Genomic DNA, 13518 nt, shown 5'->3' on the forward strand with positions numbered 1-13518 from the left:
GCAGGCAAAAAAAGGGAGGCCGCATGGGCCTCCCTTTCTCATTACGATTTACCAGTTACAAACTGGCAATCCGCGCATGTTGCTCGGCCAGCCTGCCCAGAGCCTGTTCGGCTTCGGCCAGTTTGGCGCGTTCTTTCTCGATGACGTCGGCCGGGGCCTTGTCAACGAAGCCGGCGTTGGACAGCTTGCCGCCCACGCGTTGCACTTCGCCTTGCAGGCGCTGGATTTCCTTGTCCAGACGCGCCAGTTCAGCGTCTTTGTCGATCAGGCCGGCCATCGGCACCAGCACTTCCATCTCGCCCACCAGAGCGGTGGCGGACAGTGGGGCTTCTTCGCCGGCGGCCAATACGGTGATCGACTCGAGCTTGGCCAGCTTTTTCAGCAGGACTTCGTTCTCGGTGAGGCGACGCTGGTCTTGCGCGCTGACGTTCTTCAGGAACAGCGGCAGCGGTTTGCCCGGGCCGATGTTCATCTCGCCACGAATGTTACGGGTGCCGAGCATCAGACCCTTGAGCCATTCGATGTCGTCTTCGGCGGCCTGGTCGATGCGTGCTTCATTGGCCACTGGCCAAGGTTGCAGCATGATCGTCTTGCCTTCGATACCGGCCAGCGGCGCAATGCGCTGCCAGATTTCTTCGGTAATGAACGGCATGAACGGGTGGGCCAGACGCAAAGCGACTTCCAGCACGCGAACCAGCGTGCGGCGAGTGCCGCGTTGACGCTCTACGGCTGCGTTTTCGTCCCACAGCACAGGCTTGGAGAGTTCCAGGTACCAGTCGCAATACTGGTTCCAGATGAACTCGTACAAGGCTTGTGCGGCCAGGTCGAAACGGAACTGGTCGAGTTGGCGGGTCACTTCGGCTTCGGTGCGTTGCAGCTGCGAAATGATCCAGCGGTCTGCCAGCGAGAGCTCGTAGGCTTCGCCGTTCTGGCCGCAGTCTTCGCCCTTGTCCAGTACGTAGCGCGCGGCGTTCCAGATCTTGTTGCAGAAGTTGCGATAGCCTTCGACGCGGCCCATGTCGAACTTGATGTCGCGGCCGGTCGATGCCAGCGAGCAGAACGTGAAGCGCAGCGCGTCGGTGCCATAGCTGGCGATACCGTCGGCGAACTCGTCGCGGGTCTGCTTCTCGATCTTCTTCGCCAGTTTCGGTTGCATCATGCCCGAGGTGCGTTTTTCCACCAGCGCTTCGAGCTCGATACCGTCGATGATGTCCAGCGGGTCCAGGACGTTGCCCTTGGACTTGGACATCTTCTGGCCCAGGCCATCACGCACCAGGCCGTGCACGTACACAGTCTTGAACGGTACCTGCGGCGTGCCGTCTTCGTTTTTCACCAAGTGCATGGTGAGCATGATCATCCGGGCAACCCAGAAGAAAATGATGTCGAAGCCGGTCACCAGCACGTCGGTGGAGTGGAACTTCTTCAGGAACTCAGTCTGCTGCGGCCAGCCGAGGGTGGAGAAGGTCCACAGGCCCGAGCTGAACCAGGTGTCGAGAACGTCGTTGTCCTGTTGCAGCGCAACCTCCTGGCCGAGGTTGTGCTTGGCACGCACTTCGGCTTCGTCGCGACCGACGTAGACCTTGCCCGACTCGTCGTACCAGGCCGGGATCCGGTGACCCCACCACAGCTGACGGCTGATGCACCAGTCCTGGATGTCGCGCATCCACGAGAAGTACATGTTTTCGTACTGCTTGGGCACGAATGCGATACGGCCGTCTTCAACGGCAGCAATCGCAGGCTCGGCCAGTGGTTTGGTGGAAACGTACCACTGGTCGGTCAACCACGGCTCGATGATGGTGCCGGAGCGGTCGCCTTTCGGCACTTTCAGGGCGTGATCGTCGACGCTGACCAGAAGGCCGACCGCTTCGAACGCGGCAACGATTTCCTTACGGGCCTGGAAACGGTTGAGGCCGGCGTATTCTGCTGGCAGTGTGCCGTCGATCTCTTCGTTGACGCTGCCATCGAGGTTGAATACCTGGGCGGTTGCCAGCACCTCGGCGTTCTTGTCGAAGATGTTCAGCAGCGGCAGGTTGTGGCGCTTGCCGACTTCATAGTCGTTGAAATCGTGCGCCGGGGTGATTTTCACGCAGCCGGTGCCGAATTCAGGGTCGCAGTAATCGTCAGCGATGATCGGGATGCGGCGGCCAACCAGCGGCAGTTCGACAAATTTTCCGATCAGGGCTTTGTAGCGGTCATCGTTCGGGTTAACGGCCACGGCGGCGTCGCCGAGCATGGTTTCCGGACGGGTGGTCGCGACGATCAGGTAATCGTTGCCTTCAGCGGTCTTGGCGCCGTCGGCCAGCGGGTACTTCAGGTTCCACAGGAAGCCTTTCTCGTCGTGGTTTTCCACTTCGAGGTCGGAAATTGCCGTGTGCAGCTTGGTGTCCCAGTTGACCAGACGCTTGCCGCGGTAGATCAGACCGTCTTCGTGCAGGCGTACGAAGGCTTCCTTGACCGCTTCCGAGAGGCCGTCGTCCATGGTGAAGCGCTCGCGGCTCCAGTCTACCGACGAGCCGAGGCGACGGATCTGACGGCTGATGTTGCCGCCGGATTCATCCTTCCATTCCCAGACTTTCTCGAGGAATTTTTCGCGGCCCAGGTCGTGGCGGCTCTGGCCCTTGGCTTCGAGCTGACGCTCCACCAACATTTGCGTGGCGATACCGGCGTGGTCGGTGCCCGGCTGCCACAGGGTGTTGCGACCCTGCATGCGGCGGAAACGGATCAGGGCGTCCATGATCGCGTTGTTGAAGCCATGGCCCATGTGCAGGCTGCCAGTGACGTTCGGCGGCGGGATCATGATGGTGTAGGAGTCGCCCGCGCCTTGCGGGGCGAAATAATTCTCGGACTCCCAGGTGTTGTACCAGGAAGTTTCAATGGCGTGCGGCTGGTAGGTCTTATCCATGCGCGGCGGGACCCTATTGGCATTTATTCAGGAAAAGCCGGCAAGTATAGCGGGGCATGGGACGAAGGGCGAGCAGCGGCGGACCGGGTTCGTCATCAATCACAGCGAGGATCAATGTGGGAGCGAGCCTGCTCGCGATGCAGGCACCGCGGTCTATCAGGGAACCGAGGTGATGCTATCGCGAGCAGGCTCGCTCCCACAGGGGATTGGTATTACTCGTACTGGCTAAGCAACCGTTCCATACGCGCATCCAGGCGGCGTTTGATCTCGGTTTCGATATGCGGCGCGAAGTCGTCGATCACGTCTTGCAGGATCAATTGCGCCGCAGCGCGCAGTTCGCTGTCCAGGTGCAGCATGACATCAGCGCCTTGCTGGACGGAGGACGCCTGAGCCGGTTCGGCAACAGGCGAGGGTGCGGGTGTCGGCTTGGGAGCTGGCGGTTCGATGACGCCGGCTTTCGGTTTGCCACCGACCTGATCGAACAGCATCGGAATCTGGCCTTCATCACTGCCTTGCTCGACAGTGTCGGTCAATAGTGGTGGTTGCAGGTTGTCATCGCCGAGTAACTGGCGGATCGACTCGAGGTCGTCCAGCAAGTGTGCGGACTTTTGCAGCGGGTTTGACGTGTCCATCATGTGCTCAGAGTCGCTGTAAACGGTGATCTTGCAGAGGATAGCCCTGTTCGCGGTAGAAACGGAAACTCTCCCGCGCGGCCTGACGAATTGTCGGGTCTTCGACCACCACTTCGGCCACACGGGCAAAGCGCTGGGCAAAAGACGGGACTTTGAGGTCAAGGTTGACCAACAAGTCCTGGTGTTGCCCTGGGTCATCTCCCAGGCCGAGCACAATCAAACCGTCCGGTTCGCTTTCGGCGGGACCGTGAGGCACGAAGCTTTCACCTTTGAACGTCCACAGGCGCGCATCGAGATCGTCACGCTGGGCGGCATCGCTGCAATGCAGATAGATGTGGTGGCCCATGCGCCAGGCTTTTTCGGTGAGCTTGCAGGCAAAATCCAGCCGTGCGGAAGGATCGGCGCTCGGCAGGATATAGAAATCGACTTTGGTCATTGCGGTTCCTGATGCCTGCGCGGCGTCATCCATGGACGCCGCCGCGCAGGGGGTTCAGTTTCAGGCTTTGGCGCGGTCCAGCAGGTATTGGGTCAACAATGGAACCGGACGGCCAGTGGCTCCCTTGTCCTTGCCGCCGCTGGTCCAGGCCGTGCCGGCGATGTCCAGGTGCGCCCAGTTCAGGTTCTTGGTGAAGCGCGACAGGAAGCAGGCAGCAGTGATGGTGCCGGCTTTCGGGCCGCCGATGTTGGCGATGTCGGCGAACGGGCTGTCCAGTTGCTCCTGGTACTCATCGAACAGCGGCAGTTGCCAGGCGCGGTCGTCAGCCTGTTGGCCTGCGCTCAGCAGTTGGCCGATCAGCTCGTCGTTGTTGCCCAGCAGGCCCGAGGTGTGGGAGCCGAGGGCGACGACGCAGGCGCCGGTCAGGGTGGCGATGTCGATCACCGCTTGTGGCTTGAAGCGCTCGGAGTAGGTCAGGGCGTCGCACAGCACCAGACGGCCTTCGGCGTCGGTGTTGAGGATTTCCACGGTCTGACCGCTCATGGTCGTGACGATATCGCCAGGGCGCGAAGCCTTGCCGCTCGGCATGTTCTCGGCACAGGCGAGGATGCACACCAGGTTGATCGGCAGTTTCAGTTCGAGCACGGCACGCAAGGTGCCAAACACGCTGGCGGCGCCGCCCATGTCGTACTTCATCTCGTCCATGCCGGCGCCCGGCTTGAGGCTGATGCCGCCGGTGTCAAAGGTGATGCCCTTGCCGACCAGTGCGTACGGCTTCTCGGCTTTCTTGCCGCCGTTGTATTGCATGACGATCAGACGCGGTGGCTGGGCGCTGCCCTGGCCGACGGCGTAGAACGAACCCATGCCCAGTTCCTTGATTTGTTTCTCATCAAGGATTTCGACTTTCAGCCCCTTGAACTCCTTGCCCAGGTTCTTCGCCTGCTCGGCGAGGAAAATCGGGTGGCAGATGTTCGGTGGCAGGTTGCCCAGGTCGCGGGTGAAGGACATGCCGTTGGCAATCGCGGTGGCGTGAGTCACGGCGCGCTCGACTTCAGCCTGTGCGGCCTTGATGGTCAGCAGGGTGATTTTCTTCAGGGCGCGGGGGTCGGATTTCTGGCTCTTGAACTGCTCGAAGGCGTATTCGCCGTCCACCAGGGTTTCGGCCAGCAGACGGGTTTTGCCGTAGCTGTCACGCCCTTTGACCACGATTTCGTCCAGCGCCAGCACGGCATCGGTGCCGCCCAGGCCTTTGAGGATGTTCAGTGCGCCAGCGATGATTTTGCGGAACGGGCGGTCGCCCAGTTCGGCGTCTTTACCCACGCCAACCAGCAGCACGCGTTCGGCTTTGAGGTTTGGCAGGCTGTGCAGCAACAGGCTCTGGCCAACTTTGCCGGCCAGGTCGCCACGCTTGAGGACTGCGCTGATCGCGCCGCCGCTGAGCTCGTCGATTTGTTTGGCGACGTTGCCGAGAGTGCGGCCTTCGCCGACGGCGACTACCAGGGTGGCGGTTTTCAACGTTTCTGGGCTAACGCTTTTTACAACCAGTTCCATGTCCGGTTCCCTGAATAAATGGTCAAAATGCAGCGTGTCACGCGACGCGCGCACGTTTGCCTCTCTCTATGGAAAGGCTGCACAAAGACGCTGGTGGAGGCCAGCGACAAAGGCCGCATATTGAACCTCGCTCACTGCGCCTGACAAGCCTTGCGCGGGCGAACTTTGCGCCATTGCGCACCCGCTTGAGCATGCGCAGTGACAGGCGCGGTCAATCACAGGATAATGCGCCATCTTTTTCGGCGGCTCAGCCCTGCGAGCCGCCCGATACGTTTGCTTGTTTGGCCGCCTTAGCCTGACAACCCTGGAGTGTCTGGTTTGATTGTCTTCCGTTATCTTTCCCGCGAAGTCCTGTTGACCTTGAGCGCCGTCAGCGCCGTGCTGCTGGTCATCATCATGAGTGGGCGCTTCATCAAGTTCCTGGCTCAGGCCGCCTCCGGCGCCCTGGACCCAGGCTCGCTGTTCCTGATCATGGGCTTTCGCCTGCCGGGTTTCCTGCAACTGATTCTGCCGCTGGGGCTGTTTCTCGGGATACTGCTGGCCTACGGCCGCCTTTACCTAGACAGTGAAATGACTGTGCTCTCGGCGACCGGCATGAGCCAGCAGCGTCTGCTGGGCATGACCCTGTTTCCGGCTGCGCTGGTGGCGCTGGTCGTGGCCTGGTTGAGCTTGAGTCTCGCACCGCAAGGTGCCAATCAGTTCCAGTTGCTGCTCAATAAACAAGACGCGATGACTGAGTTCGACACCTTGGTGCCGGGCCGTTTTCAAGCGTTGCGCGACGGTTCGCGGGTGACTTACACCGAACGGATGTCCGATGACCGGATCAACCTGGGTGGTGTATTCATTTCGGAGAAGCGCCTTTCTCCCGACCAGAAAGATCGCGGCATTTCCGTGCTGGTGGCCGAAAAGGGCCGTCAGGAAATCAAGGAGGACGGCAACCGTTACCTGATTCTCGATAATGGCTACCGTTACGACGGTAATCCGGGGCTGGCTGACTACCGTGCCATCAAGTACGACACCTATGGCGTGCTGCTGCCCAAGCCGGATGTCAGTGACGAAGTGACCGATCGCGATGCAATGACTACCAGCTTTCTGCTGGCCAATGACGACATTCGCTCGCGCGCCGAGCTGCAATGGCGTCTGTCGCTGCCGTTGCTGGTGTTTATCGTGACGCTGATGGCTGTGCCGCTGTCACGGGTCAATCCGCGCCAGGGTCGTTTCCTCAAGCTGCTGCCGGCGATCCTTCTTTATATGGCCTATCTGACGATCCTGATCGCCGGGCGTGGCGCTCTGGAGAAAGGCAAGATCCCGCAGGCACTGGGCTTGTGGTGGGTTCACGGGGTATTCCTGGTCATTGGCCTGGGGCTGCTCTATTGGGAGCCGTTGCGATTGAAAATGGCGAGTCGCCGCAGTGCGCTGGAGGTGACCCGTGGTTAAGCTCGATCGCTACATTGGTAGCAGTGTTTTCATGGCGATCCTGGCCGTGCTGGGGATCATTCTGGGTCTGGCGACCTTGTTTGCCTTCATCGACGAGATGAGTGACGTCACGGATACCTACACCCTCACTGACGTATTGAGCTACGTGGTGCTGACAGCGCCCCGCCGGGTCTATGACATGCTGCCGATGGCGGCACTGATCGGGTGCCTGATCGGTCTTGGCAGTCTGGCCAGCAGCAGTGAACTGACCATCATGCGCGCTGCTGGCGTGTCCATTGGTCGGATCGTCTGGGCGGTGATGAAGCCGATGCTGGTGCTGATGCTGGCAGGTGTACTGGTCGGCGAGTACGTGGCGCCCACTGCGGAAAACATTGCCCAGGCCAATCGCTCCCTCGCCCAGGGCAGTGGTGATGCGCAGAGTGCCAAGCACGGTATGTGGCACCGTCAGGGCGATGAGTTCATTCACATCAACTCGGTGCAGCCGGATGGCATTCTGTATGGCGTGACCCGCTATCGTTTTGACACCGAGCGTCACATGCTGACCTCAAGCTTCGCCAAGCGTGCGCAGTTCGAAACGGACCATTGGCAGTTGAACGACGTGACGACCACGGTGTTCCACGAGGGCAGCACCGAAGTGGTCACGGCGCCACAAGAGCGCTGGGAAGTACCGTTGAGCCCGCAACTGCTCAACACCGTGATCATGGCGCCGGAATCGTTGTCGATCAGCGGTTTGTGGGGGTACATCCACTATCTGGCGGATCAGGGCCTTAACAATGGCCGTTACTGGCTGGCCTTTTGGGTCAAGGTGTTGCAGCCACTGGTCACCGTTGCTCTGGTGTTGATGGCGATTTCCTTTATCTTCGGCCCGCTGCGTTCGGTAACCCTGGGTCAGCGCGTGTTCACGGGGGTGCTGGTCGGCTTTACCTTCCGTATCGCCCAGGACTTGCTGGGGCCTTCAAGCCTGGTTTTCGGTTTCTCGCCATTGTTCGCGGTGCTGGTTCCGGCGGGCATTTGCGCTGTCGCCGGCCTCTGGCTGTTGCGCCGAGCAGGTTGATTACCGGTATTTTCTGCCGTGATTGAGACTCAAACGCCCCGTTCGCAAGACCGGGGCGTTTTTGTATCCAATACCGTTGACCTGTGAACGTGACGCTTGCGTCGTGTATCAGGTACAATTCCCGGCTATTTTTCGGCGGGCTATGCCTGCAGCCTTTTTGAGTGTTGATCCGTGAGTGATTTGAGTCATATCCGCAATTTCTCCATCATCGCCCACATTGACCATGGCAAGTCGACTCTGGCCGATCGCTTCATCCAGATGTGCGGCGGCCTGGCCGAGCGCGAAATGGAAGCCCAGGTACTGGACTCCATGGACCTTGAGCGTGAACGCGGGATTACCATCAAGGCTCACAGCGTTACCCTGTATTACACCGCCAGAGATGGCATCAAGTACCAGCTGAACTTCATTGACACCCCCGGCCACGTTGACTTCACCTATGAAGTCAGCCGGTCGCTGGCGGCCTGTGAAGGTGCCTTGCTGGTGGTCGATGCCGGTCAGGGCGTCGAGGCGCAATCGGTTGCCAACTGCTACACCGCGATCGAGCAGGGCCTGGAAGTGATGCCGGTCCTGAACAAGATCGACCTGCCACAGGCCGATCCGGACCGCGTCAAAGAAGAAATCGAAAAAATCATCGGTATCGATGCCACCGATGCGGTCGAGTGCAGTGCCAAGACCGGTCTGGGCGTCGACGAGGTGCTTGAGCGTCTGGTCAAGACCATTCCTGCGCCAACCGGCAACATCGAAGATCCGCTGCAAGCGTTGATCATCGACTCCTGGTTCGACAACTACCTGGGCGTTGTTTCCTTGGTTCGTGTGCGCCATGGCCGCGTGAGGAAGGGCGACAAGATTCTGGTGAAATCCACCGGCAAGATTCACCTGGTGGACAGCGTCGGTGTGTTCAACCCGAAACACACCGCCACCGTTGACCTGAAAGCCGGTGAAGTAGGCTTCATCATCGCCGGTATCAAGGATATTCACGGTGCGCCAGTGGGTGACACCCTGACCTTGAGCACGACGCCGGACGTCGATGTGCTGCCAGGTTTCAAACGCATTCAGCCGCAGGTGTATGCCGGTCTGTTCCCGGTCAGCTCCGACGACTTCGAAGACTTCCGCGAAGCGCTGCAAAAGCTCACGCTGAACGATTCGTCGCTGCAATACACCCCGGAAAGCTCCGACGCCCTGGGCTTCGGCTTCCGTTGCGGGTTCCTCGGCATGCTGCACATGGAGATCATCCAGGAGCGCCTGGAGCGCGAGTACGACCTGGACCTGATCACCACCGCACCGACGGTTATTTTCGAGCTGTTGCTGAAAACCGGTGAAACGATTTACGTCGACAACCCGTCCAAGCTGCCGGACCTGTCGTCCATTGAAGACATGCGCGAGCCAATCGTTCGGGCAAACATTCTTGTGCCGCAAGAGCACCTGGGCAACGTCATTACCCTGTGCATCGAGAAGCGTGGCATTCAGCATGACATGCTGTTCCTCGGTTCTCAGGTCCAGGTGACCTACGATTTGCCGATGAACGAAGTGGTCCTGGACTTCTTCGACCGTCTCAAATCCACCAGTCGCGGCTATGCTTCGCTGGATTACCATTTCGATCGTTATCAATCAGCTAATCTGGTGAAACTGGATGTTCTGATCAACGGTGACAAGGTCGACGCCCTGGCGCTGATCGTGCACAAGGATAACGCGCACTACAAAGGTCGCCAGTTGACCGAGAAGATGAAAGAACTGATTCCGCGTCAGATGTTCGACGTCGCAATCCAGGCCGCCATTGGCGGGCAGATTATTGCGCGAACCTCCGTCAAGGCACTCAGAAAGAACGTATTGGCCAAATGCTACGGCGGTGACGTTAGCCGTAAGCGCAAGCTGTTGGAAAAGCAGAAGGCCGGTAAAAAACGCATGAAGCAGGTCGGCAACGTGGAAATTCCACAAGAAGCCTTCCTCGCTGTGCTCAGGTTGGATAGTTAGGTCCTATGTCACTAAATTTCCCGCTGTTGCTGGTCATCGCCGTCTTCGTTTGCGGTCTGTTGGCGTTGCTCGATCTGGTTTTCCTGGCGCCGCGTCGGCGTGCCGCCATTACTTCCTATCAGGGCAGCGTCGGCGAGCCCGATATGATGGTGGTCGAGAAACTGAACAAAGAACCGATGCTGGTTGAATACGGCAAATCGTTCTTTCCGGTGCTGTTCATCGTGCTGGTGTTGCGTTCGTTCCTGGTGGAGCCGTTCCAGATTCCGTCTGGCTCGATGAAACCGACGCTGGACGTTGGCGACTTCATTCTGGTGAACAAGTTTTCTTACGGGATCCGTTTGCCGGTGCTCGATACGAAAGTCATCCAGATCGGTGATCCGCAGCGCGGCGATGTGATGGTGTTTCGCTACCCAAGCGACCCGAACGTCAACTACATCAAGCGTGTAGTGGGCCTGCCGGGCGACAAGATTCGTTATACCGCCGACAAGCGTCTGTTCGTCAACGGGGAGTCGATCGCTGAACTGCTGGTCGGCTCCGAGCCTGGCACGTTGGGAAGTGCCGAGCTCTACAAGGAAAAACTCGGCGAAGCCGAGCACCTGATCCGCAAGGAAATGAGCCGCTACCGCGCAACCCCGGACCATCAATGGACCGTGCCTGCCGGGCACTACTTCATGATGGGCGACAACCGCGACAACTCCAACGACAGTCGCTACTGGGATGATCCAAGTATTCCCAAGGATTTGCTGGGCATGGTTCCCGACAAGAATATCGTCGGCAAGGCCTTCGCAGTCTGGATGAGCTGGCCGGAACCGAAACTCAGTCACCTGCCGAATTTCTCGCGGGTTGGCCTGATCAAGTAATCACACACGGCGCTGTTGAACACAGCGCCGAATGCATTTCTGGAGCCTGCAGAAGGTCACCGGAACGCATGAAGCCAACGATATTCAGGATGTAATTTTTGAACACAGCGTTAATTGTCCAAGAACCTAGCAGCGTTGCTGTGACCGACGTCGACCACGAACTCAGCGTGGGTCAACCGTGAGCGTCTCTTTAAGCCGTCTCGAGCGTCAGCTCGGTTATACCTTCAAGGACCAGGAACTGATGGTTCTGGCCCTGACTCACCGCAGCTTTGCCGGGCGCAACAACGAGCGCCTGGAATTTCTCGGTGATGCCATTCTCAACTTTGTCGCCGGTGAAGCGCTGTTCGACCGCTTTCCGCTGGCCCGTGAAGGCCAGTTGTCGCGTTTGCGCGCACGCCTGGTCAAAGGTGAGACGCTGGCAGTACTAGCGCGTGGTTTTGATCTGGGCGAGTACCTGCGCCTGGGCTCCGGTGAGTTGAAGAGCGGCGGTTTCCGCCGTGAGTCGATCCTCGCCGATGCCCTCGAAGCGCTGATCGGTGCGATCTACCTGGATGCCGGCATGGACATGGCGCGCGAGCGCGTGCTGGCGTGGTTGACGTCCGAGTTCGACAGCCTGACGCTGGTCGATACCAACAAAGATCCAAAGACCCGTCTGCAAGAGTTCTTGCAGTCGCGTGCCTGCGAACTGCCGCGTTATGAAGTGGTGGATATCCAGGGTGAGCCGCATTGCCGAACGTTCTTCGTCGAATGCGAAATCACCTTACTGAACGAAAAAAGCCGAGGTCAGGGTGTGAGTCGTCGTATTGCCGAACAGGTAGCGGCCGCTGCAGCACTGATTGCCCTGGGCGTGGAGAATGGCCATGACTGATACAACTGCAACTCGCTGTGGCTATGTCGCCATCGTCGGCCGCCCGAACGTGGGCAAATCCACGCTGCTGAACCACATCCTGGGTCAGAAGCTGGCAATCACCTCGCGCAAACCGCAGACCACCCGTCACAACATGCTCGGGATCAAGACCGAAGGCGCCGTGCAGGCGGTCTACGTCGACACCCCCGGCATGCACAAAGGTGGCGAGAAAGCCCTGAACCGCTACATGAACAAGACCGCTTCGGCAGCGTTGAAAGACGTCGACGTGGTGATCTTCGTGGTTGACCGCACCCGCTGGACCGATGAAGACCAGATGGTGCTGGAGCGCGTTCAGTACGTGACGGGCCCGTTGATCGTGGCGCTGAACAAGACCGATCGCATCGAAGACAAAGCCGAGCTGATGCCGCACCTGAGCTGGCTGCAGGAACAACTGCCGAACGCGCAGATCATTCCGATTTCGGCTCAGCACGGGCACAACCTCGATGCGCTGGAGCGCGTGATCGCCGAGCACCTGCCGGAAAACGATCACTTTTTCCCGGAAGACCAGATCACCGACCGCAGCAGCCGTTTCCTCGCCGCCGAACTGGTACGCGAGAAAATCATGCGCCAGATGGGCGCCGAGCTGCCGTACCAGATCACCGTGGAAATCGAAGAGTTCAAGCAACAGGGCAAAACCCTGCACATTCATGCGTTGATCCTCGTCGAACGTGACGGCCAGAAGAAAATCATCATTGGCGACAAGGGCGAGCGGATCAAGCGCATCGGCACCGAAGCGCGCAAGGACATGGAGCTGCTGTTCGACTCCAAGATCATGCTCAACCTGTGGGTCAAAGTGAAAGGCGGCTGGTCCGACGACGAACGCGCCCTGCGTTCGCTGGGTTACGGCGACCTGTAATCCCCGAACCCTGGTGATACAACGATCAACTGTGGGAGCGAGCCTGCTCGCGATAGCGGTCTGTCAGTCAACATCTATGTTGAATATCAGTCCCTCATCGCGAGCAGGCTCGCTCCCACAGTGGTTTGAGGCTGTCACAAAAGCTGCGCTCCTTCATTGAGATACTCGACGCCCATGTCCCCAACCCAACCCCTCGGCCAACCCGCCTACGTGCTCCACAGCCGTGCCTACCGCGAGAACAGCGCGTTGGTGGATTTCCTTACGCCACAAGGTCGGCTGCGGGCAGTGTTGCGCAGTGCGCGGGGCAAGGCCGGGACGTTGGCGCGACCCTTCGTGCCGCTGGAAGTCGAGTTCCGTGGTCGGGGCGAGCTGAAGAACGTCGGACGCATGGAAAGCGCCGGCGTTTCTACCTGGCTTAGCGGTGAAGCGTTGTTCAGCGGTCTGTACCTCAACGAACTGCTGATCCGCCTGCTGCCTTCCGAAGATCCCCATCCCGCCGTATTCGATCATTACGCCGCGACCTTGCTGGCCCTGGCCGAAGGGCGTCCGCTGGAACCCTTGCTGCGTTCGTTCGAATGGCGGCTGCTCGATGACCTCGGTTACGGCTTTGCGTTGAACGCGGACATTCATGACGAACCGATAGCGCCGGATGGCCTGTATCGCTTGCAAGTCGATGCAGGCCTGGAGCGGGTCTACCTGTTGCAACCCGGTCTGTTCAACGGCACTGAACTGTTGGCCATGGCCGACGCGGACTGGAGCGCGCCGGGTGCCCTGTCTGCTGCCAAGCGCTTGATGCGCCAGGCACTGGCCGTTCACCTGGGCGGTCGGCCACTGGTCAGTCGCGAGTTGTTTCGAAAGCCGTAAGCCTGACGTGTATGCTGTGCACCGAACTTTCTCTTCTTCAGGAGCGCT

At 59.4% G+C, this 13518-nt stretch carries 11 protein-coding genes; 7 read left to right on the forward strand and 4 right to left on the reverse strand.

What is annotated here, in order from left to right; all coding sequences use genetic code 11:
- Positions 1–55: 55 nt before the first annotated feature.
- The 4 genes from NTD87_RS15065 to NTD87_RS15080 all read right to left on the reverse strand — a co-directional run bounded on the left by NTD87_RS15065 (position 56) and on the right by NTD87_RS15080 (position 5521).
- Positions 56–2902 carry a valine--tRNA ligase gene (locus NTD87_RS15065; RefSeq protein WP_262114776.1) on the reverse strand — a complete coding sequence of 949 codons (2847 nt, stop codon included), beginning with the start codon at positions 2900–2902 and terminating at the stop codon, positions 56–58.
- Between the two features lie 212 nt (positions 2903–3114).
- Positions 3115–3534 (reverse strand): DNA polymerase III subunit chi, encoded by a 420-nt coding sequence (locus tag NTD87_RS15070; protein WP_262114777.1) that lies wholly within the window; start codon positions 3532–3534, stop codon positions 3115–3117.
- Between the two features lie 7 nt (positions 3535–3541).
- Positions 3542–3970 (reverse strand): DNA polymerase III subunit chi, encoded by a 429-nt coding sequence (locus tag NTD87_RS15075; protein ID WP_262114779.1) that lies wholly within the window; start codon positions 3968–3970, stop codon positions 3542–3544.
- Positions 3971–4030: 60 nt separating this feature from the next.
- Positions 4031–5521 (reverse strand): leucyl aminopeptidase, encoded by a 1491-nt coding sequence (locus tag NTD87_RS15080; RefSeq protein ID WP_262114781.1) that lies wholly within the window; start codon positions 5519–5521, stop codon positions 4031–4033.
- Positions 5522–5839: 318 nt separating this feature from the next.
- Here NTD87_RS15080 and lptF point away from each other — a divergent pair, with 318 nt between their 5' ends.
- The 7 genes from lptF (at position 5840) to recO (ending at position 13470) form a co-directional block, all read left to right on the forward strand.
- Complete coding sequence (lptF, locus tag NTD87_RS15085; RefSeq protein ID WP_262114782.1) at positions 5840–6958, forward strand: LPS export ABC transporter permease LptF; 1119 nt, start codon at positions 5840–5842, stop codon at positions 6956–6958.
- Positions 6951–8012: an LPS export ABC transporter permease LptG gene (gene lptG / locus NTD87_RS15090; protein WP_262114783.1), complete on the forward strand. Its 1062-nt coding sequence runs from the start codon at positions 6951–6953 to the stop codon at positions 8010–8012. Before lptF ends, lptG begins: the two co-directional genes overlap by 8 nt.
- A 171-nt stretch (positions 8013–8183) precedes the next feature.
- A complete protein-coding gene (gene lepA / locus NTD87_RS15095; protein ID WP_262114785.1) occupies positions 8184–9983 on the forward strand; it encodes a translation elongation factor 4 in 1800 nt (599 codons plus the stop codon).
- Positions 9984–9988: 5 nt separating this feature from the next.
- Complete coding sequence (lepB, locus tag NTD87_RS15100; protein ID WP_262114786.1) at positions 9989–10843, forward strand: signal peptidase I; 855 nt, start codon at positions 9989–9991, stop codon at positions 10841–10843.
- 178 nt (positions 10844–11021) lie between these two features.
- On the forward strand, positions 11022–11711 hold the full coding sequence (gene rnc, locus NTD87_RS15105) for a ribonuclease III (RefSeq protein WP_019691997.1): 690 nt from the start codon (positions 11022–11024) through the stop codon (positions 11709–11711).
- Positions 11704–12606 carry a GTPase Era gene (gene era / locus NTD87_RS15110; RefSeq protein WP_262114788.1) on the forward strand — a complete coding sequence of 301 codons (903 nt, stop codon included), beginning with the start codon at positions 11704–11706 and terminating at the stop codon, positions 12604–12606. The genes rnc and era overlap by 8 nt, the downstream gene beginning before the upstream one ends.
- Before the next feature lie 174 nt (positions 12607–12780).
- Positions 12781–13470: a DNA repair protein RecO gene (gene recO / locus NTD87_RS15115; protein ID WP_262114789.1), complete on the forward strand. Its 690-nt coding sequence runs from the start codon at positions 12781–12783 to the stop codon at positions 13468–13470.
- Positions 13471–13518 lie beyond the last annotated feature (48 nt).

Origin of the sequence: Pseudomonas sp. 6D_7.1_Bac1, assembly GCF_025465945.1 — a bacterium.
Lineage (GTDB): Bacteria > Pseudomonadota > Gammaproteobacteria > Pseudomonadales > Pseudomonadaceae > Aquipseudomonas.

Excerpts from the sequence above, each read along its gene's own strand:
- NTD87_RS15065 (WP_262114776.1), bottom strand. The coding sequence starts at position 2,902 with ATGGATAAGACCTACCAGCCGCACGCCATTGAAACTTCCTGGTACAAC.
- NTD87_RS15070 (WP_262114777.1), bottom strand. The coding sequence starts at position 3,534 with ATGGACACGTCAAACCCGCTGCAAAAGTCCGCACACTTGCTGGACGAC.
- NTD87_RS15075 (WP_262114779.1), bottom strand. The coding sequence starts at position 3,970 with ATGACCAAAGTCGATTTCTATATCCTGCCGAGCGCCGATCCTTCCGCA.
- NTD87_RS15080 (WP_262114781.1), bottom strand. The coding sequence starts at position 5,521 with ATGGAACTGGTTGTAAAAAGCGTTAGCCCAGAAACGTTGAAAACCGCC.
- lepB (WP_262114786.1), top strand. The coding sequence starts at position 9,989 with ATGTCACTAAATTTCCCGCTGTTGCTGGTCATCGCCGTCTTCGTTTGC.
- era (WP_262114788.1), top strand. The coding sequence starts at position 11,704 with ATGACTGATACAACTGCAACTCGCTGTGGCTATGTCGCCATCGTCGGC.
- recO (WP_262114789.1), top strand. The coding sequence starts at position 12,781 with ATGTCCCCAACCCAACCCCTCGGCCAACCCGCCTACGTGCTCCACAGC.